Source organism: Mycolicibacterium houstonense (genome assembly GCF_900078665.2).
In the GTDB taxonomy this organism is placed as follows: Bacteria; Actinomycetota; Actinomycetes; order Mycobacteriales; family Mycobacteriaceae; genus Mycobacterium; species Mycobacterium houstonense.
Genome location: NZ_LT546207.1, coordinates 4,365,211 through 4,385,755, shown reverse-complemented (window position 1 = coordinate 4,385,755; position 20,545 = coordinate 4,365,211). Strand labels below are relative to the sequence as shown.

Sequence of the window (20,545 nt, the reverse complement as noted above, 5' to 3'; positions counted from 1 at the left end):
ACCGTCACCCGCCCCGCCGACGCGCCCCCGCCGGCCCGGGCAGCCACTCTGGTCGACCAGGTCGCCACTCAGGCCCGCACCGCCCTCGCCGATATCGCCGACCGGGCGTCGAACAGGTCTACCGTCGCCGCCTCTTCGACGGCCATCCCGGCCGCCGCGGTCAGCGCTCCGGTGCCCATGGCTCGCTCGGTGCCGTTGGTCAACATCGTGGGATCGTTGGTGTTCAACGTGGTTGGCGCTGCGCTGCAGGTGTTCTCGGGCCCGCCGGTGCTCCCGCCGGGCACCACCGTCACCGTGCGCACCTCGTCCCTGGAGATGCCGGGCTCCGATCAGACCGTGCGCGCTGACTGGTACTTCCCCGAAGACCCCCACTCTGCGACCGGCGTCATCTATCTGCAGCACGGCTTCATGGCCACCGGTCCGATGTACAGCTATACCGCGGCGCATCTGGCCGAGGAGACCAACAGCATCGTCGTCGTCCCCAGCCTGTCGTCGAACCTGTTCGACCCCGACGGGGAATGGATCGGTGGAGAACCGATGCAACAATCCGTCGCCGATCTGTTCGCCGGTGACCGTGCCGAACTCACCGCGAGCGCCAGCGCGGCAGCCGGCCACCCCGTTGCCCTGCCGTCGAAGTTCGTCCTGGTCGGCCATTCCCTGGGCGGGATGCTCGTCGTGGGCGCGGCCGGACGCATGGTGGACAACGGCGCGGTCGACGACCTCGCCGGGGTGGTGCTGCTCGACGCGGTCGACACCCATGGCGACATGCCTGATGCGCTGGACGCCCTGAGCGGTGCGAACCACCGTCCGGTGCTGCTCATCTCGTCCGAGCGGTACGTATGGAACCGCGACGGCCTGGTCGGTGACGAGTTGCAGGCCGCGCGGCCCGGGCAGTTCAACGGCGTCATGCTGATCGGTGGCCGGCACATCGACGGTCTGCAGGGGGCGAACCCGACCTTGCAGTTCGCCGAGTACGTGATCGCCGGATTCTCGCAACCGCAGAACATCGCTGCGGTCAGGACGATTTCGGCCGGCTGGATCAACGACATGTACACCGGTCGCGACGACGGCGTGTACGGAGCGCCGGGGCAGAGCATCGACATCCCGACGCCGTCGGGTACCGCCAGCGCGGTGGTACTCCCGTTCCCCTCGACCGAGCCCGTGACGGCGACGCCGTGGGACGGCCTGGTCGGGCCGATCCTGGACGAACTGTTCCGGTATGCGGTCTACGAACCGTTGGCCGGACGCTCCGTCGCGGTGGCCGTCTGAGGGCGAGAAAATCAGTGCCGGTCACATGCTGGCACGGCTCCTATCCTGGTCATAACGCTGAACCGGGGGCGACGTGGACGAGAAGCGGCCAGAGCAGTACCCGCAGGAACGGGTGCAGGCGTATTTCCCGCTGTCGCATGCGACCGACCGGAAGGCCCAGAACGAGCTCGCCATCCGGATCGTGGCCGCGGTCATCGGCGGTGGGGCCCTGGCCCTGTGGGGTCTGATCGTGCTCTTCACGCTGAGCTCCGCGTTCTCCACGGATCCGGCGCGCGACCCGCACGGTTACGGGATCATCCTCGGGATACTCGCCTACCTACCGGTGGGCCTGGCATGGACCTTTGTGTTGCCGTTTGTTGCGCCCAGGCGCTGGTGGTGGCGCGCCCTTGGGATCTCGCTGCTGACCTTCGTGCTGCTTACCGCGTTGGGGCTGTGGGCGCTGGACCTCTTGGGCGCCGGCTGACGCTGCGCCGCAGCGTTCGCTGGCATGCCGTGGCGACTGCGTTTACCAAGCTCAGCTAGACATTTTGCCGCGAGATTGTTAACCGAATTGGTGCCCGATCTGCATGTGATTCAGCTTACGGAGGATGTACATTGTGATCGCTGTCATAGAAAGGGCGATGCAATGTTCGGTGCAATTGTGGGTGTACTTCTGCTGGTGCTCGGCATCGGCGCGGTCGCCGGCGTCGTGACGGCCGTCGCCATGGGATTGCCGACCCTGGCGATCGCGATCGGCCTCATCTCAGGCGCATTCTTCGCCGGACGCGCCGTCTAGGGCGTCAGTCGCTGTCGTAGGCCGGTCGCCCGGACGGCCTGCCGGGCGATCGCCGCGCATACCTCCGCTTCGGAGCCCACGACGCGTACCCGCGTCTTGGCCCGGGTGACCGCGGTGTAGAACAACTCCCGCGTCAGCAACCGGGAATCCTCCGGCGGCAGCAGCACGGTCACCTCGTCGGCCTGGCTGCCCTGCGACTTGTGGATCGTCATGGCGTGCATGGTCTCCACCTCGGTGAGCCGGCCCGTGGCGAACGATCCCGACCCGCCGACCACGGCACGCAACCCATCCGGTGCGGCCACCGTGACCCCGGTATCGCCGTTGTAGAGCTTGAGCCCATAGTCGTTGGCCGTCACCAGGATCGGCCGTCCCACGTACCACTGCGCCCACGTCGGCTCCCCGGTCACCTCGGCCAGCCATCGCTGCACCTGACGGTTCCACTGCGCGACGCCGAACGGTCCGTGCCGATGCGCGCACAGCAGCCGGTGCTCGTCCAGGATCTCCAGCGCCGCCGAGCCGTCGCCCAGGATCGCCGCCTGCCGTAGCGCAAGCGCATGCGGCACAAGCACTTCCCGCAACCGCTCGGACGCACCGGACTGCACCCACTCGACATGCTCCCCGCCTGCGGCCAGCACCTGCACCGCAGCCGAGGCGTCCCCGGCCCGGATCGCCGAGGCCAGCGCGCCGATCGACGCACCGAACCGGTGCGAGGTCCGAAGCGCCGCCACCCCACGCGAACCCAGGCCCTCGACCAGATCGGCCAGCACCGCACCCGCCTCCACCGAGGCCAGCTGATCGGGGTCACCCACCAGCAGCAGCCGGGTCTGCGGCCGCACCGCCTCCAACAACCGGGCCATCATGGTCAGCGACACCATCGACGTCTCGNCGCCAGGACGTCGTCGCACACCTGCTGTTCCTCCAGCCAGTACCGGTCGAGGTACAGCAGATCCCCGAACAGTCGCAGCACCGGGGGAGTGCCCAGCAGTGGGCTGGCCGCCACCGCCGTCAGCCAGTCGTCCACGGCCGGCCAGGGCAGCTCCGGCGACTGGGCCTGCTCGGCCACCGACCGCAGGTCGACGCACACCGAGCCGCCGCGCAGGGCCCGCACCGCCAGCGCCAGCGCCAGGATGACCGACGGGTCGGTCTCTTCGGCGAGTGTGCTCAAGCGTTGGGCCACATGCACATCGGCGGGTTCGAGGAGCTCGGCGAAGACGTCCAACATCACCGGGCCCCCTGATCCAGCAGCTCCGACAGTGCCACCACCAACGCGGGCGGCGGCTCCCAGCTGAACACCCCGGCCGGGTGGCCGTCGACGACGGGAGTCTGGGCGCCGCACATGCCGCGCACGAACAGGTACATCACCCCGCCCAGATGCGCGGCCGGGTCGTAGCCCGGCAACCGCCACCGCAGGAACCGGTGCAGCACAACGCTGTACAGCAACGCCTGCAGTGGATAGTCCGAGTGCAGCATGGCCTCGACCATCCGGTCCCGGCCATAGTCGGCCGCGGTCAGTACCCCGTCGCCGGTGCCGAGCCAGTTGGTCTTGTAGTCGACGACGACGAAGCGCTGCCCGACCCGCAGCACCACGTCCACCGAACCGGACAGATAACCGCGCAGTGGTTGACGGCCCAGCTGCCCGGTCGAGAGCCGCTCGGCGTACACGGCCATGGGATCGTCGGCAGGCAGGTGTGCGTCCAGCAGCGCACCGACATCGGCCAGCCGCGCGAACTCGCCACCCCGCAGATCGCCGCCGGCCATCNCTCGGCCGTGCCGCCGCTTTCCGACCGCTGCGTGCGCAGCCAATCCCGCAGGGCGGCCAGGCCGAAGCCCTCCCGATGCGCGGTGTCGCCGAGCAGCTGGGTCAGGTGGGCCACGTCGGTCATCAACCGCTCACCGCCCTGCCAGGACAGCACCCGTTTACCCATCCCGGCCAGCTGCGCCGCCTCGAAGATCGCCGCCACACCACGCTCACGGGCGTAACCGGCCCAGGTGCGCAGCGTGTCGGCGACCCGGTCGGTCAACGCATCACCGCCCGCGGCAAGGGTTTCCGCGGTCTCCCCGAAGAACATCGTGGCCGCCGCGGCGCGCACCAGCCCGGGACGGTGCGGCTGGTCGAAGGCCTCCAGCAGATAGAGCCAGTCCTCGGCGGCCTCGGAGCTGAAGATGTCCGAATCCCCGGTATAGACGGCGGGAATACCTGCGCCCAGCAGTGCGGTGTGACACGCGCGGGCGTCCTTGTGGGTCTCGACGATCACCGCGATGTCGCGGGCCTGGATCGGCCGGTCGCAGAAGGTGGCGTCGCTGGCGAGCAGCGCACCGATGTCGGCGGCCAGGTCTCTGCCGATGTGCTCACGCAGGTCGGCGATCGGAATCACCCTGGTGCCAGAGCCGTTCCGGGCCACCACCCGCAGCCGGAACGGATCGTTGTGCGGCGCACCGGCCAGCCGATGGCCCTTATGGTGCGCCTCGACCTCATGGACGACGATGTCCGGACCGCCGAGTTCGGCGCCCTGCAGCACCGCCTGCAGCCGATCGACGAGCACGCTGTCACTGCGCCAGTTGGTGCCCAGGGTCTGCTTGTCGCCTGCGGTGGCCGCCGCCCGCAGATAGGTGTCGATGTCGCCGCCGCGGAACGCGTAGATCGCCTGCTTGGGATCGCCGATCAGGATCAGGGTGCAGCGCCCGGAGAACGCCCGCTCGATCACCTGCCACTGCACCGGATCGGTGTCCTGGAACTCGTCGACCACCACGATCGGCCATCGCTGTGCCATCCGGACCCGGGCGGCCGAGTCGTCGGCGACCAAAGCGTCGGCCAGCCGGGTCAGCAGATCGTCATAGCCCAGCACGCCGCGGCGCCGCTTGCGAATCTCCAACTCCGCCAGCACCGCCCGGGCGAACCCGACCCTGATCGCGGCCGGTGAGTCCGGTTCGGGATCGGCCGGCCGCAGCTCGGTCGCCGGGTTGGCCACCACCACGCGAGCCAGCCGCAGCGCCTCGTCGTAGCCCAGCTCCGGGACATCCCGCTGGGCGCCGAAGTGGGCCAGATACAGATCGTCGACGATCTCGCAGACCAATTCGTCGAGACTCTCGACCAGCGTCACACCCGAATCGCTGTCCCCGGCAACGCCGAGCGATTTCAGCACGATCTGGCAGAACTGGTGCGTGGTGGCGATGGTCGCCGCATCGAAACCGGCGAGCGCGTCGCGCAACCGTTGCCGGCGGGCCGGCTGATCCTCGGCGACCAGGTGTTGCAGCAGATCGTTGTCGGCCCGGGCCGGATCCTCCAATGCCGCCAGGGCATCGACGATCTGGTCGCGCACCCGCTCCCGCAATTCCTGGCTGGCCGCCCGGCCGAACGTGATGAGCAGCATCTGATCCAGCGTGGCCGCGCCCTCGGCCACCAGCCGGGTGACCAGCCCCGCCAGCGCGAAGGTCTTGCCGGTGCCCGCACTGGCCTCCAGCACCGTGGTGCTGTTGGCCTTCGGCAACGGGCCGAGTAGTTCGAATACCTTCACCGGGTTGCCCCTTCGGCGCGCGCCTGGGCTTGTAGGACCGGCAACCACAGCCGCTCGGCATACTCAGCCAGTCCGGCCAGCCGGCTCAACGGAGCACCGCGGCCCCACGCCCGCACATGCGCCGGCTCCTCGTTCTCGCCAGGGAACCTGCCGCTGCGCCACCGGTATCCGGCTTCGCGCTCCGGATCGTCACCGGCGTGCCGTGCCGCTGCCCACGCATACGAGGTCTTGACGGGCAGCGGCAACGGTTCCCGCCGCCCCACGTCGTAGATGGCCACCAGATCGGCCAGCAGCTCGACCGGATGGTCCGGGCGCGCCAGCCCCTCGATGCGTGGCGTGTCACCGCGGCGGGGCCGGCCGATGCACACCGCCGACCAGTCTCGGTCCGGAAGCCCGGCCGCCAACGCCAGCAACGGGATCCACGACTGCAGCAGATGCTTGCCGCCGAGCTTCGAGTAGGTCACCGACACCAACCGGTTGCCGAACACGGGGGAGACCGTGCCGGTCAACCGCCGCCCGGTGCCCAGGTCGATGTCGACGTCGTAGGCCTGTGGATCCGCGTCCCGGTGGCGCAGTGCCTCGGCGGCCAGCAGGGCGCACTGATCGCGGAGCGCGATCGCGCGCCGCCAACCCAACTGGCCCGGTGGCAGCGTGCCACGACGCCACTCGGCCTGTTGGGCGTCGGCCGGGGTCATCCCGCGCAAGATGTCGCCGAGCATGCGGTCGCCGACCGTCCACTCCTCGAGCGCGTCGATGTCCACCGGCATCACGTCGGACACGCCGTCGACGTCCCACGGCAGGGTGTACTCCAGCGCCCGGAAGAAGCCCTTCACCGGATCCTTGAAGAACGTGACGAGATCCGCCAGCGCGACGTCCGCGGGCGGCGGTGACGGCAGTGGGTGGGCGAAGAACGCCGGCCGCTCGGCCCGCTGCCCGGCGCTGGCCTGGGCGGCGGTCAGCGCTGTCGGGTCGAAGGTGAACGGGCCTGCGGGGATCAGCTCGCCGGGCGTGACGTTGCGAATGTCGAAGGGCTGCAACGGATGTGTGGTGACGATGTCGAGCGGGTTTTCGGTGGTGATGCTCAGGGTGTCGATCAACTCGGCCAGTGGCACCGCGGGCGGTCGGGGTTGGCCGGAATACTCGTTGGCGCCGGTGTAGGTGACGACGAGCGTCTGGGTGGCCGCCCCGATCGCGTCGAGCAGCAACTGGCGGTCCTCGGAACGGATGTCGCGTTCACCGGTGCGTGGATCGCGGGCCAGCGCGTCGTCCCCGTCGACCGCGCCCAACCGTGGAAACACGCCGTCGTCCAGACCGACCAGGCACACCACCCGGTGCGGCACCGAGCGCATCGGCACCATGGTGCACACCGTCAGCGTGCCGGTGCGGAAGTTGGCCCGGGTCGGCCGCCCGGCCAGGTGCCGGTCCAGCAGCGCACGGACATCGCTGAGCCGCATGGGTGTTTCGGGAGCCCCGACGGACTCGATGATCTCGGCGAACTCGCGCTGCACCTGAGCGGCGGGCCACTCCTCGCCCGAGTAAGCCAGTGCCTCGATCCCCGAACTCAGCGCCGACAGCCAGTCCCGGAGCGGACGCACCCCACCCAGCGCCTCGACCGTGATCCGCAGCTTCTCGACATAATCCGCGAACCGGCCGGCCAACTCGACCCGGTTGCTGCTGACATCGTCGAGCGGCAGCGTGGTGCCCAGCCAGGCGTGGGAGTCGTCGGACATCGCCACCCCGGCCAGCACCCGGTCCATGCCGAAACGCCAGGTGTTGTGCAGGAATTCGACTCCATAGGGACGGCGGTGCTCCTGATCGAATCCCCACCGGATGTTGGCCTCACGCACCCAGGCGGTGACGGCCTCCAGGTCATCGTCGGTGAAGCCGAACCGGGCCCGCACCGGGGCCGACTCGGCCAGGTTCAGCACCTCGCTGGCGGTGGCCCGGCCGCCGGCCAGCGCCAACACCGACGCGGCCACCGAAAGTAGCGGATTGGTCTGTACCAGAGCGCGATCGGCCAGCCGCACCCGCAGCTTGTGTGCCGGATGCGCACCGATCCTGATCTGTGCTCCTCCCGTGCGCGGCACCACGTCGCCCAGGCCGAAACCGGCCGTGATCAACGGGGCATAGGTCTCGATGTCCGGGCACATCACCAGGATGTCGCGTGGCTCCAGCGTCGGATCGTCGGCGAGCAGGCCCAGCAGCACCTCGCGCAACACCTCGATCTGCCGGGCCGGACCATGGCAGCTGTGTACCTGTACCGAACGGTCCTCGCGCCGGGCCACCCGTCCGGCCGGGCGGACCGCGTTCGCGGCGATGTCGGACTGCAGCCAGCCCAGCAGGGTGTCGGGATGGCCGGTGCCACTGCGATATTCGTCGGTGTCCGGGGTCGGCAGGCTGCGTTGCAACTCACGGACATCGCGGCCGAGGGTGGCCAGCAGCGGGTGGCCCACCTCGCGGTGGCTGGTGTCCTCCCGGCGGGGGAGTGCGCCGCTGTGATCGGCCAGGGATCGCCACAGATCGTCACTGGGATGCGGCAGCCACAAGTGCAGTTCGTGATGGGTGGCCAGCGCGGTGAGCAGTTCGATCTCGGTGACGGGCAACCGGGTGTGACCGAACAACGACAGGCGTTCGGGCAGATCGCTGGGCGACTCCCTCAGCCGGGCAAGGGTTTTCGCGTGCCGGATGTGCGGTGGATCGGCGTCGATCCGCTCGAGCAGGGCGTGCCACAGTGGTTCCTGCCAGGCCAGGTCGGCGGGCAGACCCTCCCAGTCGATCAGCAGTTGCGGACGCTGCCGCGCGTAGGAGGCGAACAGTCCGGCCAGCCGGCGCGCCACCGCGTAGCGCCGGCCCTGCCGCAGCTCGTACTCCTCACCGATCTCGAAATGGCCGAGATGGGTGGCGAGCGCGGCACACCACGGCTGGCCGAGATTGTCATCGATGACCGCGAGCAGCGGCCAGGCCATCGCGTCGGCCGACCAGGGATCGTCCTCGTCCGTTCCGGTCAGCTCGGCGATCAGCGAACGCGGATTGCGGAATTCGACCGCCGCGCACACCCCCAGCCGGTTCGACAGCCGCTGACTGAGCCAGCGCTCCACGCCCTTGGCTGGGACCAGCACCAGCTCCTGGGCGAATGGGTCGGCCGGCGGTTGCGAGAGCAGATCTGCCAGCCCGTCGGCGAGCAGATCGGTGCGCTCGGCCCGGTGCAGGTGCAGTGCCATCGACAGACACGATAGGAGACCCGGTGCCGGTGGGCGAAGAATCCGGGGGGCGTTCCCCCGATGGGTCTCGAGTCGTGACGTTCGCGGCCCTGGAGCGGAACCGTCAGACCAATTCCTGGGCGGCGGCGGTCTCGAATCGATCGACGTACTGAGGGCATGACGTGCCCATGGCCACGCCGACCGCGAAACCGGCTGTGTCCAAGTTGAAGCCGCTGCGCGCGGCCACTTCAGCCATGATCGCGTCGATCGGTTCGACGGGGGCGCCGGTCTGAGCGAACCGATAGTCGAGGATGCTGCAGATCTCGCGTTGGTGGTCCATCGCGTAGGTGTAGGCCAGCGATTCGTCGACGTTGGGCAGGTCGGGCAGCTGGATCTGATCGGCGGCCGCGACCCCGGGGCAGACCAAGCCCAAGAAGGCCACGGCTCCGGTCAGGCTGAGGAGCCTTACCGCCAACCTGCGATTAGCTCCGGTGTATCTGGATGGTGTGCTGATCGGCGCTTGGTGTTGCGGCTCGGTCTGCGCCCAGTGGTCGCTGCTGTACATTGTTTCCCCCGTGTAGCAATGTTCATATCATGCGCTAAAGCGCTGATGTGGCAAACCATAAGCAGCGGTGCGAGTTCTGTCAATACGTGGATAACGTGCATAAATGGTCCGCCATCGCGGAGTGGCTGCCTGTGTGATCTGCGTCGCCACATATTTGCTAGAGCTTCTGCAGGCAATCTTTGCCCCGGATGGGGGCGATGCAGGAGCAGGTTCCTGCATCGGCGTCGGTGTTGCTTGATTCGCGCGTTTGCTGCGCGGCGCGAAATGAGGTGATGCGCCAACCGCTTTGGCTAGCGCAGACCCGTCATGGGGCCGGCGAGGACAGCGCGGCGGGTCGAGCCGCCAGTGCGACGGCCAGCGTGACCACCCCGGCGATCAGGAACGCCACCCGCACCGTGAACAGGTCGGCCGCACCGCCCAGCAGTGCGGCGGCGAACGGGCGCGAGCCGAGGAAGCCGACGAGCCAGAGCGCCATGATGCGGCCCCGCAGTTCTTCGGGAGCCCGCTCCTGCACCACCGTGCTCAGACCCGTCATCGCCCAGCCGAAGCCCAGGCCCGCGATCGCGAACCCGGCCAGCGCCACGGTGGTCACGGTGCCCAGTGCGAGCAACCCCGAGCCGGCCACCAGCAGCCACAGCCCGATTGTCGACACCCGTGCCGACGGCAGTCGCCCGCGCATCGCCGCCAACACGACCATGCCGACTGCGGCGCCGACGCCGAACGCCGCCGACAGCGCGCCCACGAGGTGAGCTCCGCCGCCGAGTTCCTCGGCCATCGACGGGGTCAAGGTGATCGACGGATCGGAGGCGAACCCGACGGTGGTCACGGCGAGCAGCGCGAGCAACAGCGGCCGGTCCCGCCACACGTAGGCCAGCGCGGCCCGGACCCGGTAATCGCCATCGGGGTTGTGCTGCGGCCGGGCTGGGAAGGTGACGAGCAGCAGAAAGATCGCGAACACCAGATGCAGGCCCGCGCTGATCGCGAAGCCCGGCGCGGCACCGAGATGGGCCGCCAGATAGGCACCGATGGCCGGACCGAGAATGCGACCGATGGTCATCGGAATGCTGTTGAGCGCCATGGCCGTCGGCAGCTCGCCGGCCCGGATCAGGCTCGGCACGACCGATTGCATGGCCGGACCGCCGATCACGAAACCGAACCCCACGAGGGTCGACCCGACCAGCACCGGGACCGCCGCAGCCGTGCCCTGCAGATCCGGCGCCAGGGCCAGCCACACCGCCGTTGATCCCGAGCCGACGATGCACAACACCCGGCCCCACAGGATCTGGCGGGCGGGGTTGCCCACATCGGCCCACTTGCCGCTGGTCGGGCTCAAGATGAGCTGGGGGAGGAACTGCGCGACGCCGACCAGGCCCACCATCACCGCCGAGCCGGTGGCGTCGAAGATCACGATGGCCGCCACGATGCCGTGCGTCCACACCGCGACGACCGAGAACATCTTGCCCCAGAACAGCGCGCCGAAGACCGGGTCGAACATCAGGCGCAGGGCGCCGCGGGGTTGCGGGCGGGCGGTGGTCTGGGCCGTCACGATCCGATGCCTCGCTCGAAATCGGCGGCCAGCCGCTGCAGGAGATCGACGAGCGTGTCGACGTCGGCCTCGGGCCAATCCGCCACGGTCTCGGCGACCATGTCCCGGCGCCGTTCGGTGACCTCGGCCAGCGCTGTGCGGCCGTCGTCGGTCAGGGCCAGCACGCACCGGCGCTGATCATCGGCGGCGAGGGTCTTGGTGAGCAGACCAGTGGTGACCAGGTTGGCGACGGTGCGACTGGCGGTCGAGTGCTCGACGGCCATGAACTCGGCGACGTCGCCGACCGACGCGCTCACTCCGGCTTGCTCCCGCTGCTCGACGGCCCGCAACACTCGCAGCGTCGACAGTGACGGCACGCCGCCGGACGCGTCGATCAGCCGGCGCCGCCAGCCCGGCCGTTGCCGGACGACGTGGATGCGCACCAGAAGCTCATCGAGTTCGTCGTAGCGAGGCACTATATGTGCATAGCACATAGATGTATTGCCGCCCGAATCGTTTCCCACGCCCGGTGTCGGTCGACCTCGGCACACTCCGCTCATGGGGGATCCGTTTGTCGGCAGCCACGCGATGGCGTCAGGAGCGCTGACTCGGCATGAGCTGCGAACCCGGTTCGTGGCCGTACATCGCGACATCTACGTGGCCAAAGGCACACGGCCGACCGCCCTCGTACGCGCCAAGGCCGCTTGGTTGCGGTCTCGGGGACACGGGATCCTCGCCGGGTTCTCCGCGTCGGCCTTTCACGGAGCGCGGTGGATCGACCCGGGCCTGCCCGCATACGTCATTGACCACAACAACCGCCGGGCCGCCCGCGGGATCGTCACGTGGGCGGACGCGATCGACGACGACGAAATCTGCCAGATCGGCGGCATCCGTCTCACTACACCTGCCCGCACCGCGGTCGACCTGGCCTGCAAATTCCCCGAAGACACGGCTGTCGCTGCGATCGATGCGTTGGCGAGAGCCGCCCATTTGAAGGTCTCCGACATCGAGTCGGCGGCCGACCGCCACTCCGGTCGTAAAGGCATCAAGCAGGCCCGCACCACGCTCGCGCTGGTGGATCCGGGGGCGGAATCGCCGCAGGAAACCTGGTTGCGGCTCTTGGTCGTTCGCGCTGGTTACCCCGCGCCTCAGTCGCAGTATCCCGTCTACAACGAATACGGCGCCCTGATCGGTGAAGTCGACCTCGCGTGGCCGGAGTTGAAGATCGCCCTCGAGTACGAAGGCGGTCATCACACCGACCCGGAGCAGCTTCGCAAGGACATCCAACGGGTCGACGGGATGATCGAGATGGGATGGACCGTCATCCGGGTCACTCGCCGGGACGGTGCCGCCAACGTGCTCGGCCGGATCGCCAAAGCTCGTGCGTCGCGTGTGTAGCGCTGTGGCGGAAAAACGGTCGAAAAATCGCCACAGCGCTGCATACGTGAGCGGATGGCCCCGCCGTTGGGGCTCAAGTGACGGAGGTGGCGTGCTGAAGTGACGGAGGAGGCTCGCGAGAGCGTCTAGCCCGCGAATTCCTTTTCCAGCCCGTCGATTCCGGCCTTGATCGCGGTCAGTGCCTCGGCGCGGGCCTTCAACTTGCTGGCCACGTGCGCCCCGGCGTGCAGGGTGGCGGCGGCCTCGACGGCCACCTGCTGGGCGCGGGAGAGCACCGCGTCGGCCTCGACCACCTCATCGACCCAGCCGCCGGCGATCGCGTCGTCGCCGGTGAACACCGCGGCCATGGAGATCGCCCGCTGAAAAGTCGCCGGCGTCAACCGCATCCGCATGATCTCGATGGCCGCGATCGGCAGCGTCATGCCGATCTTCACTTCGTTGGCCTGGCACCGCGCCGACGCCGCGCCGACCCGGTGATCGCCCGAGAGCAGCAGGAACGAACCCATCGCGATGGCATGGCCGGTGGCGGCCATGATCACCGGCACCGGGAAGGTCAGACACCGCACCGACAGTTCGAACCCGCCGGCGAGCATGCCGAGGGTGGCCGCCACATCGCCCGACGAGAACACGCTCAGATCGAACCCGCCGCTGAACACCTTCGAATTGCCCGCCAGCACCACGGCTTTCACCTCGCCCGCGGTCGCTCCCTGCGCCGCCTGGTCCAGTGCCGCGTTGATCTCGGCCTGCATCGCAGGTGACAGCGCGTTGACTTTGCCGTCGTCCATCGCGATCGTGGCGACGGCATCGTTGACCTCGTAGCTCACCAGGCTGCTCATCGCACAGATGCTAGCGAGTGGGCTCAGGCGCGATGACGCCTGCCGGAGCTTGCCGGCTTGATCAGATCGGTCTCGGGTTCATCGTCGTCGTCGTAATCGTCGTCGTCATCGTCGTCGGGTGAGGCCTCGTAGCGGTCGCGCCAGCGTGCCCGCACCTCGGCGCCCAGTGCGTTGATGCGGTTGATCTCCGAGCGCAGCACCTGCTCGTCGCTCTCCTTGGCCGCGTACTGGAAGTACGTCAGCACGCCACGCAACAGCTCGAGCTTCTGCTTCTCTCGCCGGGCCCGGTCATGGGTGGTCAGCAGCTCCATGCGATCCACCGGCGGCAGCGTCGCCCAGTCCAGCACCGCGGTGTTGCGCAGTTTGCGGCCACTGGGCTTGCCTCCGGTGGCGGGCTCGTCGTAGTAGGTGATCGCGCCGTCGAACCGGGACGCGATGGCCTCGCCGAGCTGCTTGCGGTCCAATGCCGAATCCCACACGATGCGCCACTCCTGCGACGGCGCCAGATACGGGATCTCGGCGGGCAGATTCAGCGGCACGATGTCGACATAGTTGTCGTCGTAGGAACTTTCGTACTTCCCGACCGTCGGCGGGTTCGCGAACTCGAACCGCAGACCGTAGGCGGGTCGTTGCCCGTAGTTGCGGACGACGAGCTCCACCAGGTGCCAGTCGCTGCTGCTCGGTTCCATGAACATCGACACATTCGGCTGCGTCAGCTCAGCCTGTCGATCCTTGGCCTTCAAATACTGTCGCCACGCGTAGATCAGCGCGATGACGACGATGGCGATCGCCACCCATGCCGCGAGCGCCGTCCACGCGCCCGGTTCGAAACTAGCCAACTCACGCCCCCGCTCCGTGACTGAATCGAGAATCCCCACCAAGTGGGTATATCACGGACTTTCTGCGGGGGCAGCGGTCCGGCTCAGCAAACTTCGGTCAAATCGGGCCGGCTCACGACGCGACCGCGGTGAGGATGTCGCGCTGCACGGGCGTGGCGACCGGCAGGTGGATCAGGCGCTCGCCGCGGGCCAGCCATTCGACATCGACCCATTCGATGCGCGCGGGCAGTCGCCGCCAATAGTGCGGATGCGACCGCAGATACACCTCGACGCTGGCATGGACCTTGGCATCCAGCGGCGGCCGGCACCGGCCGAGCACCGGCGCGGTGCCTGCCAGCGCATCCAGATCGGTGGGGCAGGCGCTGTGATCGAGAACGTGCAGGCCCGCGGTGATCGCCCCGTCCAGCATCCAGTCCAGGGTGATGTCGGCCAGTGGCCAGCACGCGCCGTTGCCGCCGGTGACATCGGAGCGGGATCCCCGGAACCAGACCTCGTCGAGGCAATCGCACCGCATGGTGCGGCGACCGCCGTCGACCGCCACGGCGTGCCGGCCCGATTCCACGGTGGGCAGCGGACCCATCCGCTGTTTGGTGCCCGGCGTCGCTGTCGCGTTCCACATCCCGAGGAACCGGACGGGCACGGCCGGGTCGCGGTCGCCGAACAACTGTGCCGCCAACACCCGGACATGTCGCCAATCCTGCGGGGTGCGTGCGGTGCGGGGCAGTACATAGGTGGCCAACGCGTAGTCGAGTACGTCGTCGGAGTGGGCAGGCAACAGACCGACGGTGCCGAGCAGCGTGGCCAGTTCACCGGCGCGATGTCCACCCTCGCCGCCGCCGAAGACGAAAATGCGGTCCCCGGGATCCCACGCGTCGCCGAGGAATCGGTAGGCCTCGACGATGGCCGCGCGGGCTTCGCTGACCGAGTCACCGCGGCGGCCCGGCGGGCGCCTTCTGCCCTCTCGCGGCACCGTGCCGCTGTGGTACCAGGTCAGCTGATCGGCGTCGTCCAGCAACCGGAAAAGCAGCTCGGTATTCGACGCGTCACGGAGCCCGGGATGTTGATCTGTGTGGTCGAAGCACAGCGCGATGTTCTTCACGGCGACCCCCGGCGGGACTGTCAACTAATGCTGACTGCTACTTTGCCGGGTCCGCTGCCTGATGTCCTGAGTATTGGACTACTCGAATCGCGCTGAGCAGCCCTTTCTTCCCATTGCAACGGGATGAACAACGAAATCCGTGGCAGGAGGGCGCTGGCGAGGCGGAATTGCTCTGGATTGGCCGCGTCGGCTCAGCGGATTCCGCATCGACGCCGTCTGGAACGATTCATCAACCGCCCATCAACATGCGCCACTGGTCGAGGTTCGACGCCCGATACACGTAGTTGCTGCGTTTGACCTCATCGAGCGGAGCGCTCGGTTCGGCCGAGTACCAGTGCCCGGGGAAGACGGTCGGATCTCCGGGCAGCTGGGCCAGCGCCCGCAGGCTGCGGAACATGTCGTCGACATTGCCCCCGGGAAAGTCGGTGCGGCCGCACCCTTCGAGGAACAACGTGTCCCCGGCAACCAGCCGGCCGTCGAGCAGGAAGCACTGACTGCCCGGGGTATGGCCGGGGGTGTGCAGTAGCTCGATCTCCACCGCGCCGATCGCGACCTTGTCGCCGTGGACGTGCTCGGTGAGCTCGCTGGGCGCGATCCCGGTCACCCGCGACACCCAGTCGGCCTCGTGGGTGTTGACGTGCACCGGCACGCTCTGCCGCTCCAGCAGCTCGGCCAGGCCCGCCAGCGTGAAGCCCATCATGGTGCCGCCGACGTGGTCGGGGTGGTGATGGGTGACCAGCACGCCCGACAGGCGCATGTCGTCGGCCTCGAGGACGTCCACCAGATCGTTGGCCGCATAGGCCGGGTCGACGATGACGGCATCGCCCGTCTCGCGGTCGCCGATCAGGTAGGAGAAGTTGCGCATCTGCTGAGCGATCGGGTCGCTCACCGCGTAGTCGCGGCCCGACAACAGCTGCCGGAAATACAAGCGGTCTTCAACCTTGGGCTCGGCCATGAACCAAGACTATTGCGCACCGCCGCCGGGTCCGGGCAGGCATCCCTGCAGGTCCAAAAACCGCACGTCAACGAGTGTTTAAGCGCACACGCAGAAAACTCGCATCAAAAATGCGGAATTACTAGCGTCAAGGGCATGCACCTCACCCGATTCACCGACCTGGGACTGCGCACCCTGATGCTGCTGTCCGCGGGTGAGTCGCAGGATCGGCGCATCACCACCCGCACCATCGCCTCGGGCGCCAACGCCTCCGAGCACCACGTCGCCAAGGCGGTCTCCAAGCTGTCCGAACTCGGCATGGTGCATGCCCGGCGCGGCCGGGTCGGGGGACTGGTGCTCACCGACGCCGGACGCAGCGCCTCCATCGGCTGGCTGGTGCGCGAGCTCGAAGGCGATCGGGAAGTCCTCGAATGCGGCGGGGACTCGCCCTGCCCGCTGATCGCGGCCTGCCGGTTACGCCGCGTCCTGGCCGACGCCAAGGAGGCCTTCTATCGCGAACTCGACCGCTACACCGTCACAGACCTCACGGCGGACAACCGCCTACCGATTGTTTTGCAACTCACAACCGAAGGGAATCTCCGATGACCGTCACCACGCCTGAGCCGTCTGCGGTACGCGACGAACTCGAGCCGCGCCATGCCGAAATCGTCTCGGCCACATTGCCTCTCATCGGCGCGCACATCGACGAGATCACCTCGGAGTTCTACCGCCGCCTGTTCGCCAACCACCCGGAGTTGCTGCGCAACCTGTTCAACCGCGGCAACCAGGCGCAGGGCGCCCAGCAGCGGGCGCTGGCGGCCTCGATCGCCACGTTCGCCACGCACCTGGTGAACCCCGATCTGCCGCACCCGACGGCGCTGCTGGCCCGCATCGGCCACAAGCACGCCTCGCTCGGCATCACCGCCGACCAGTACCCGATCGTGCACGACAACCTGTTCGCGGCGATCGTCGAGGTGCTGGGCGCCGAGACGGTGACGGCCGAGGTGGCCGAGGCCTGGGACCGGGTCTACTGGATCATGGCCGACACCCTGATCGCCCTGGAACGCGATCTGTACGCCGGTGCCGGCGTCGAACCCGGTGACGTCTACCGCCGCCTGCGGGTGGTATCCCGTGTCGACGACCCGTCCGGGGCCGTGCTGGTCACGGTCCGCGCCGCCGAACCGGTCAAATTCGTTGCCGGGCAATATGTCTCGGTTGGTGTGACATTGCCCGACGGAGCTCGGCAGCTGCGCCAGTACAGCCTGGTCGGCGTGCCGGGATCCACCGATCTGACGTTCGCGGTCAAGCCCGTCGACGCCGTCGCCGACCAGCCCGCGGGCGAGGTCTCATCCTGGATCCGGGCCAACGTGTGCGTCGGCGACCTACTCGACGTCACGGTGCCGTTCGGCGACCTGTACACCGGCGGCAAGCCCGACGGTCCGCTGGTGCTGGTGTCGGCAGGCATCGGGATCACCCCGATGGTCGGCATCCTGGAGTTCCTGGCCGCCGAGGCCCCAGACGCCCAGGTGCGGGTGCTGCACGCCGACCGCGGCGACAGCGCCCACCCGCTGCGGGAGCGTCAGCACGAACTGGTCGACGCGCTGCCCAACGCCTCGCTGGAGGTCTGGTACGAGGACGGCGTCACCGCAGGCGCCGAGGGCGTGCACGCCGGGCTGCTCAAGCTCGACGGGATCGAGCTGCCGGACGACGCGGCGTACTACCTGTGCGGCGGAGCCGGATTCGTCGAGGCGGTTCGCACCCAGTTGAGCGACCGCGGCGTGGCCGCCGAGCGGGTGCACTGCGAGCTGTTCGCACCCAACGATTGGCTGCTCGACTAGCCGACCAGGCAAAACAGCTTTCCGGCGGCCGCACTGACCTGCGGTTTGGTGCGGCTGCCGGGGAGGTTGTACCCTCTTTAAGGCCCCGCAGCCGCAAGCCGCGGGACAAGCCCCCTTAGCTCAGTCGGCAGAGCGTTTCCATGGTAAGGAAAAGGTCAACGGTTCGATTCCGTTAGGGGGCTCGGTGGACGCCAGGCGAGCGAAGCGACGCGGGAGATCCGGACGTGGAGCCCCACCTGGGACCCTCCGGGGCGGTGTAGCTCAGCTGGTTAGAGCGCACGACTCATAATCGTGAGGTCGGGAGATCGAGCCTCCCCACCGCTACAGGAACATCAAAAGCAGAGCGTGATTTTGAGCAGGGAGAACTGACGTGGCGTCGAGTACCGACGTACGGCCGAAGATCACTTTGGCGTGCGAGGTGTGCAAGCACCGCAACTACATCACCAAGAAGAACCGCCGCAACGATCCCGACCGGCTCGAGATCAAGAAGTTCTGCCCCAACTGCGGTACCCATCAACCGCACAAAGAGTCGCGGTAGCCCCAGACTCGTGGGTTTGTCGACGAGCATCGTCGGGATGCACTACCGGCATCCTGAGCACTACGAGGTCGGACGCGAGAAGATTCGCGAGCACGCCGTCGCAGTCAAGAACGACGATGCGTTCTACCACGATGAGGCCGCGGCAGCCGAGATCGGACTGGATTCCCTGCCTGCGCCGCTGACCTTCATCTGCATCTTCGGTTACCAGGCGCAGTCGGCATTCTTCGATCACGCCAACATCGGCATCAAGGATGCTCAGATCGTGCAGGTCGACCAGGAGCTGAAGTTCATCAAGCCGGTCAAGGCCGGGGACAAGCTGTACTGCGACGTGTACGTGCATTCCGTGCGCAAGGCGCACGGCACCGACATCATCGTGACGAAGAACATCATCACCGACGACAAAGGTGAGCTGGTCCAGGAGGCCTACACGACCCTGGCCGGGCGTGCGGGCGACGGAGAAGAGGGTTTTAACTGATGGCGCTGCGCGAGTTCAGTTCGGTCAAGGTCGGCGACACGCTCCCGGAGCGGGTGATCCCGTTGACCCGTGGTGATCTGGTCAACTACGCCGGGGTGTCCGGTGACCTCAACCCGATCCACTGGGACGACGAGATCGCCAAGCAGGTCGGCCTCGACACCGCGATCGCCCACGGCATGCTGACCATGGGCCTCGGTGGCGGCTACGTCACCTCGTGGGTCGGTGACCCGGCCGCGGTCACCGAGTACAACGTCCGGTTCACCGCCGTCGTCCCGGTGCCCAATGATGGTGTCGGTGCTGAGATCGTCTTCAACGGGCGCATCAAGTCCGTCGATCCCGAGGAAAAGCTGGTCACCATTGCCATCTCGGCGACCGCAGGCGGAAAGAAGATCTTCGGGCGCGCTGTCGCGACCGCAAAACTGGCGTAAGGAGTCTGGGCCATGGCACTCAAGGTCGACATCCTGGGAATGGTCTGGAAGTACCCGTATCCCTTCCTGATCGGCCGCGAGCAGATCCGTCAGTACGCCAAGGCCGTCAAGGCCATGGATCCGGCCAGCCATGACGAGGCGGCCGCGGCCGAGCTCGGGCACGACACCCTGGTCGCTCCGCTCACCTTCGCCTCCACCCTGGCGCTGCTGGTGCAGGAGCACTTCTTCCAGAACGTCGACGTCGGCATGGAAACCAAGCAGATCGTCCAGGTGGACCAGAAGTTCGTCTACCGCAAGCCGCTCAAGGCCGGCGATCAGCTGCACGCAGTCATGGAGATCGTGTCGGTCGACGAGCGTTTCGGCGCCGACATCGTCGTCACCCACAACACCTGCACCAACGACGAGGGTGAGGTGGTCCTGGAGGCGATCACCACGATGATGGGCCACGACGCCGACGACTCCATCCAGGTCAAGTGGGATCCGGAAACCGGCAAGGTGATGCGGAAGGCAGCCGGGGAGTAGCAACGATTAGTAGATGACACGCACGCCGGGGTACACTCGGCACTCGGGGTTTTTCCCATTTCAGCGCGCTGTCCGTCGGCTTGACAATCGAGCGATCGGAGAGCGCGCGAATTGTGTGAGCCTCGGCGCAGTACGGTGACGAAAGCGCCAGCAGATCACCGACAGAGGGGCGTAGCTCAACTGGCAGAGCAGCGGTCTCCAAAACCGCAGGTTGCAGGTTCAAGTCCTGTCGCCCCTGCTCAAACTGAATACTCGACAAGGTGTGGACACTGGAAAGTGACCACACAACCCAGGACGAAAGGCATGCGGTGAGCGACGAGCGCGAAGGTGCCGGCTCCGCAGACGACACTGGAACCGACGCTGGCACCGACACCGGGGCAACCGACACCACCCACGGTCAGACCGCGGTGGTGACTCGGCCGCTGCGCCCCACCGGCAAGCGGACCCGTCGTGGCGCGGTCAGCGAGGCCGAGGGCGACGAGGCTGTCGAGACCGACGACGAGTCGAGCGACGACGCCACGGCCGAGGCCGGCAAGTCGAAGGCCAAGAAGAAGGCGAAGGCCAAGAAGACCGGGCCGTCGCGCAATCCGATCATGTTCGTCGTCAACTACCTGAAGCAGGTCGTTGCCGAGCTTCGCAAGGTCATCTGGCCGAACCGCAAGCAGATGGTCAGCTACACCTCCGTGGTGCTGGTCTTCCTGGTGTTCATGGTCGCGCTGATCTACGGCGCCGACCTTGGCCTGGCGAAGCTGGTGTCGCTGGTGTTCGGCACCTGATCTGGAATTTGAG

General features: G+C 67.7%; 20 protein-coding genes, 3 tRNA genes and 2 pseudogenes. 14 read left to right on the top strand and 11 right to left on the bottom strand.

What is annotated here, in order from left to right:
• The 3 genes from BN4332_RS21990 to BN4332_RS34925 form a co-directional block, all read left to right on the top strand.
• A partial coding sequence (locus BN4332_RS21990; protein WP_096866962.1) for a dienelactone hydrolase family protein occupies positions 1 to 1,269 on the top strand: 1,269 nt, incomplete at its 5' end.
• A 73-nt stretch (positions 1,270 to 1,342) separates the two neighbouring features.
• Positions 1,343 to 1,732 (top strand): hypothetical protein, encoded by a 390-nt coding sequence (locus BN4332_RS21985; RefSeq protein WP_066901591.1) that lies wholly within the window; start codon positions 1,343 to 1,345, stop codon positions 1,730 to 1,732.
• A 177-nt stretch (positions 1,733 to 1,909) separates the two neighbouring features.
• Positions 1,910 to 2,044: a hypothetical protein gene (locus BN4332_RS34925; RefSeq protein WP_264076858.1), complete on the top strand. Its 135-nt coding sequence runs from the start codon at positions 1,910 to 1,912 to the stop codon at positions 2,042 to 2,044.
• On the opposite strand, the pseudogene BN4332_RS21975 reads toward BN4332_RS34925, so the two are convergent.
• From BN4332_RS21975 to BN4332_RS21950, 7 genes and pseudogenes are all read right to left on the bottom strand, one after another.
• A pseudogene (locus tag BN4332_RS21975) lies at positions 2,041 to 3,266 on the bottom strand (AAA family ATPase). The gene BN4332_RS34925 and the pseudogene BN4332_RS21975 sit on opposite strands and share 4 nt — an antisense overlap.
• Complete coding sequence (locus BN4332_RS35590; protein WP_435405171.1) at positions 3,266 to 3,628, bottom strand: PDDEXK family nuclease; 363 nt, start codon at positions 3,626 to 3,628, stop codon at positions 3,266 to 3,268. Before BN4332_RS35590 ends, BN4332_RS21975 begins: the two are co-directional and overlap by 1 nt.
• A gap of 176 nt (positions 3,629 to 3,804) precedes the next feature.
• Positions 3,805 to 5,559: pseudogene (locus tag BN4332_RS21970) on the bottom strand (UvrD-helicase domain-containing protein); the annotation flags it as partial.
• Positions 5,556 to 8,780 (bottom strand): exodeoxyribonuclease V subunit gamma, encoded by a 3,225-nt coding sequence (recC, locus tag BN4332_RS21965; RefSeq protein ID WP_066901589.1) that lies wholly within the window; start codon positions 8,778 to 8,780, stop codon positions 5,556 to 5,558. The gene recC and the pseudogene BN4332_RS21970, both read right to left, overlap by 4 nt.
• Before the next feature lie 103 nt (positions 8,781 to 8,883).
• A complete protein-coding gene (locus BN4332_RS21960; RefSeq protein ID WP_066901587.1) occupies positions 8,884 to 9,201 on the bottom strand; it encodes a hypothetical protein in 318 nt (105 codons plus the stop codon).
• A gap of 427 nt (positions 9,202 to 9,628) precedes the next feature.
• Positions 9,629 to 10,870 (bottom strand): MFS transporter, encoded by a 1,242-nt coding sequence (locus BN4332_RS21955; protein WP_066901585.1) that lies wholly within the window; start codon positions 10,868 to 10,870, stop codon positions 9,629 to 9,631.
• Positions 10,867 to 11,343, bottom strand: coding sequence for a MarR family winged helix-turn-helix transcriptional regulator (locus BN4332_RS21950; RefSeq protein ID WP_066901583.1), 477 nt, complete (start codon positions 11,341 to 11,343; stop codon positions 10,867 to 10,869). The genes BN4332_RS21955 and BN4332_RS21950 overlap by 4 nt, the downstream gene beginning before the upstream one ends.
• Positions 11,344 to 11,407: 64 nt before the next feature.
• On the opposite strand from BN4332_RS21950, the gene BN4332_RS21945 reads away from it, so the two are divergent.
• A complete protein-coding gene (locus BN4332_RS21945; RefSeq protein ID WP_066901581.1) occupies positions 11,408 to 12,247 on the top strand; it encodes a type IV toxin-antitoxin system AbiEi family antitoxin in 840 nt (279 codons plus the stop codon).
• 125 nt (positions 12,248 to 12,372) lie between these two features.
• Here the strand turns inward: BN4332_RS21945 and BN4332_RS21940 are convergent, their stop codons facing one another.
• The 4 genes from BN4332_RS21940 to BN4332_RS21925 form a co-directional block, all read right to left on the bottom strand.
• Entirely contained in the window at positions 12,373 to 13,083 is a 711-nt protein-coding gene (locus BN4332_RS21940) for a crotonase/enoyl-CoA hydratase family protein (RefSeq protein ID WP_066901579.1), read from the bottom strand.
• Positions 13,084 to 13,106: 23 nt separating this feature from the next.
• Positions 13,107 to 13,964 (bottom strand): DUF8453 domain-containing protein, encoded by an 858-nt coding sequence (locus tag BN4332_RS21935; protein ID WP_435405170.1) that lies wholly within the window; start codon positions 13,962 to 13,964, stop codon positions 13,107 to 13,109.
• A 70-nt stretch (positions 13,965 to 14,034) separates the two neighbouring features.
• Positions 14,035 to 15,021: a phospholipase effector Tle1 domain-containing protein gene (locus tag BN4332_RS21930; RefSeq protein WP_066901574.1), complete on the bottom strand. Its 987-nt coding sequence runs from the start codon at positions 15,019 to 15,021 to the stop codon at positions 14,035 to 14,037.
• A 229-nt stretch (positions 15,022 to 15,250) separates the two neighbouring features.
• Positions 15,251 to 15,976 (bottom strand): MBL fold metallo-hydrolase, encoded by a 726-nt coding sequence (locus tag BN4332_RS21925; RefSeq protein ID WP_066901572.1) that lies wholly within the window; start codon positions 15,974 to 15,976, stop codon positions 15,251 to 15,253.
• Between the two features lie 135 nt (positions 15,977 to 16,111).
• Between BN4332_RS21925 and BN4332_RS21920 the strand changes: the two genes are divergently transcribed.
• From BN4332_RS21920 to secE, 10 genes are all read left to right on the top strand, one after another.
• Positions 16,112 to 16,561 (top strand): RrF2 family transcriptional regulator, encoded by a 450-nt coding sequence (locus BN4332_RS21920; RefSeq protein WP_066901570.1) that lies wholly within the window; start codon positions 16,112 to 16,114, stop codon positions 16,559 to 16,561.
• On the top strand, positions 16,558 to 17,793 hold the full coding sequence (locus BN4332_RS21915) for a globin domain-containing protein (protein WP_066901568.1): 1,236 nt from the start codon (positions 16,558 to 16,560) through the stop codon (positions 17,791 to 17,793). The genes BN4332_RS21920 and BN4332_RS21915 overlap by 4 nt, the downstream gene beginning before the upstream one ends.
• A 109-nt stretch (positions 17,794 to 17,902) precedes the next feature.
• Positions 17,903 to 17,975, top strand: a tRNA-Thr gene (locus BN4332_RS21910).
• Positions 17,976 to 18,043: 68 nt separating this feature from the next.
• Positions 18,044 to 18,117 (top strand) — tRNA-Met (locus BN4332_RS21905).
• Positions 18,118 to 18,163: 46 nt separating this feature from the next.
• The gene (gene rpmG, locus BN4332_RS21900; RefSeq protein WP_003881823.1) at positions 18,164 to 18,331 is read left to right on the top strand and encodes a 50S ribosomal protein L33; all 168 of its coding nucleotides are present in this window, start codon (positions 18,164 to 18,166) and stop codon (positions 18,329 to 18,331) included.
• 10 nt (positions 18,332 to 18,341) lie between these two features.
• Positions 18,342 to 18,806, top strand: a complete 465-nt coding sequence (hadA, locus tag BN4332_RS21895) for a (3R)-hydroxyacyl-ACP dehydratase subunit HadA (RefSeq protein ID WP_066901566.1) — start codon at positions 18,342 to 18,344, stop codon at positions 18,804 to 18,806.
• Positions 18,806 to 19,234 carry a (3R)-hydroxyacyl-ACP dehydratase subunit HadB gene (hadB, locus tag BN4332_RS21890; RefSeq protein ID WP_066901564.1) on the top strand — a complete coding sequence of 143 codons (429 nt, stop codon included), beginning with the start codon at positions 18,806 to 18,808 and terminating at the stop codon, positions 19,232 to 19,234. Before hadA ends, hadB begins: the two co-directional genes overlap by 1 nt.
• 12 nt (positions 19,235 to 19,246) lie before the next feature.
• Positions 19,247 to 19,756 carry a (3R)-hydroxyacyl-ACP dehydratase subunit HadC gene (gene hadC / locus BN4332_RS21885; RefSeq protein WP_066901562.1) on the top strand — a complete coding sequence of 170 codons (510 nt, stop codon included), beginning with the start codon at positions 19,247 to 19,249 and terminating at the stop codon, positions 19,754 to 19,756.
• Between the two features lie 165 nt (positions 19,757 to 19,921).
• A tRNA-Trp gene (locus tag BN4332_RS21880) sits at positions 19,922 to 19,994 on the top strand.
• Between the two features lie 70 nt (positions 19,995 to 20,064).
• Positions 20,065 to 20,532, top strand: coding sequence for a preprotein translocase subunit SecE (gene secE / locus BN4332_RS21875; RefSeq protein ID WP_066901560.1), 468 nt, complete (start codon positions 20,065 to 20,067; stop codon positions 20,530 to 20,532).
• Positions 20,533 to 20,545: the final 13 nt, after the last annotated feature.

What these genes read in the sequence shown, in the direction of transcription:
- BN4332_RS21950 (WP_066901583.1), bottom strand. Translation starts at nt 11,343, where the DNA reads ATGTGCTATGCACATATAGTGCCTCGCTACGACGAACTCGATGAGCTT.
- recC (WP_066901589.1), bottom strand. Translation starts at nt 8,780, where the DNA reads ATGGCACTGCACCTGCACCGGGCCGAGCGCACCGATCTGCTCGCCGAC.
- BN4332_RS21915 (WP_066901568.1), top strand. Translation starts at nt 16,558, where the DNA reads ATGACCGTCACCACGCCTGAGCCGTCTGCGGTACGCGACGAACTCGAG.
- BN4332_RS21925 (WP_066901572.1), bottom strand. Translation starts at nt 15,976, where the DNA reads ATGGCCGAGCCCAAGGTTGAAGACCGCTTGTATTTCCGGCAGCTGTTG.
- BN4332_RS21940 (WP_066901579.1), bottom strand. Translation starts at nt 13,083, where the DNA reads ATGAGCAGCCTGGTGAGCTACGAGGTCAACGATGCCGTCGCCACGATC.
- hadC (WP_066901562.1), top strand. Translation starts at nt 19,247, where the DNA reads ATGGCACTCAAGGTCGACATCCTGGGAATGGTCTGGAAGTACCCGTAT.
- BN4332_RS21920 (WP_066901570.1), top strand. Translation starts at nt 16,112, where the DNA reads ATGCACCTCACCCGATTCACCGACCTGGGACTGCGCACCCTGATGCTG.
- BN4332_RS21945 (WP_066901581.1), top strand. Translation starts at nt 11,408, where the DNA reads ATGGGGGATCCGTTTGTCGGCAGCCACGCGATGGCGTCAGGAGCGCTG.
- hadB (WP_066901564.1), top strand. Translation starts at nt 18,806, where the DNA reads ATGGCGCTGCGCGAGTTCAGTTCGGTCAAGGTCGGCGACACGCTCCCG.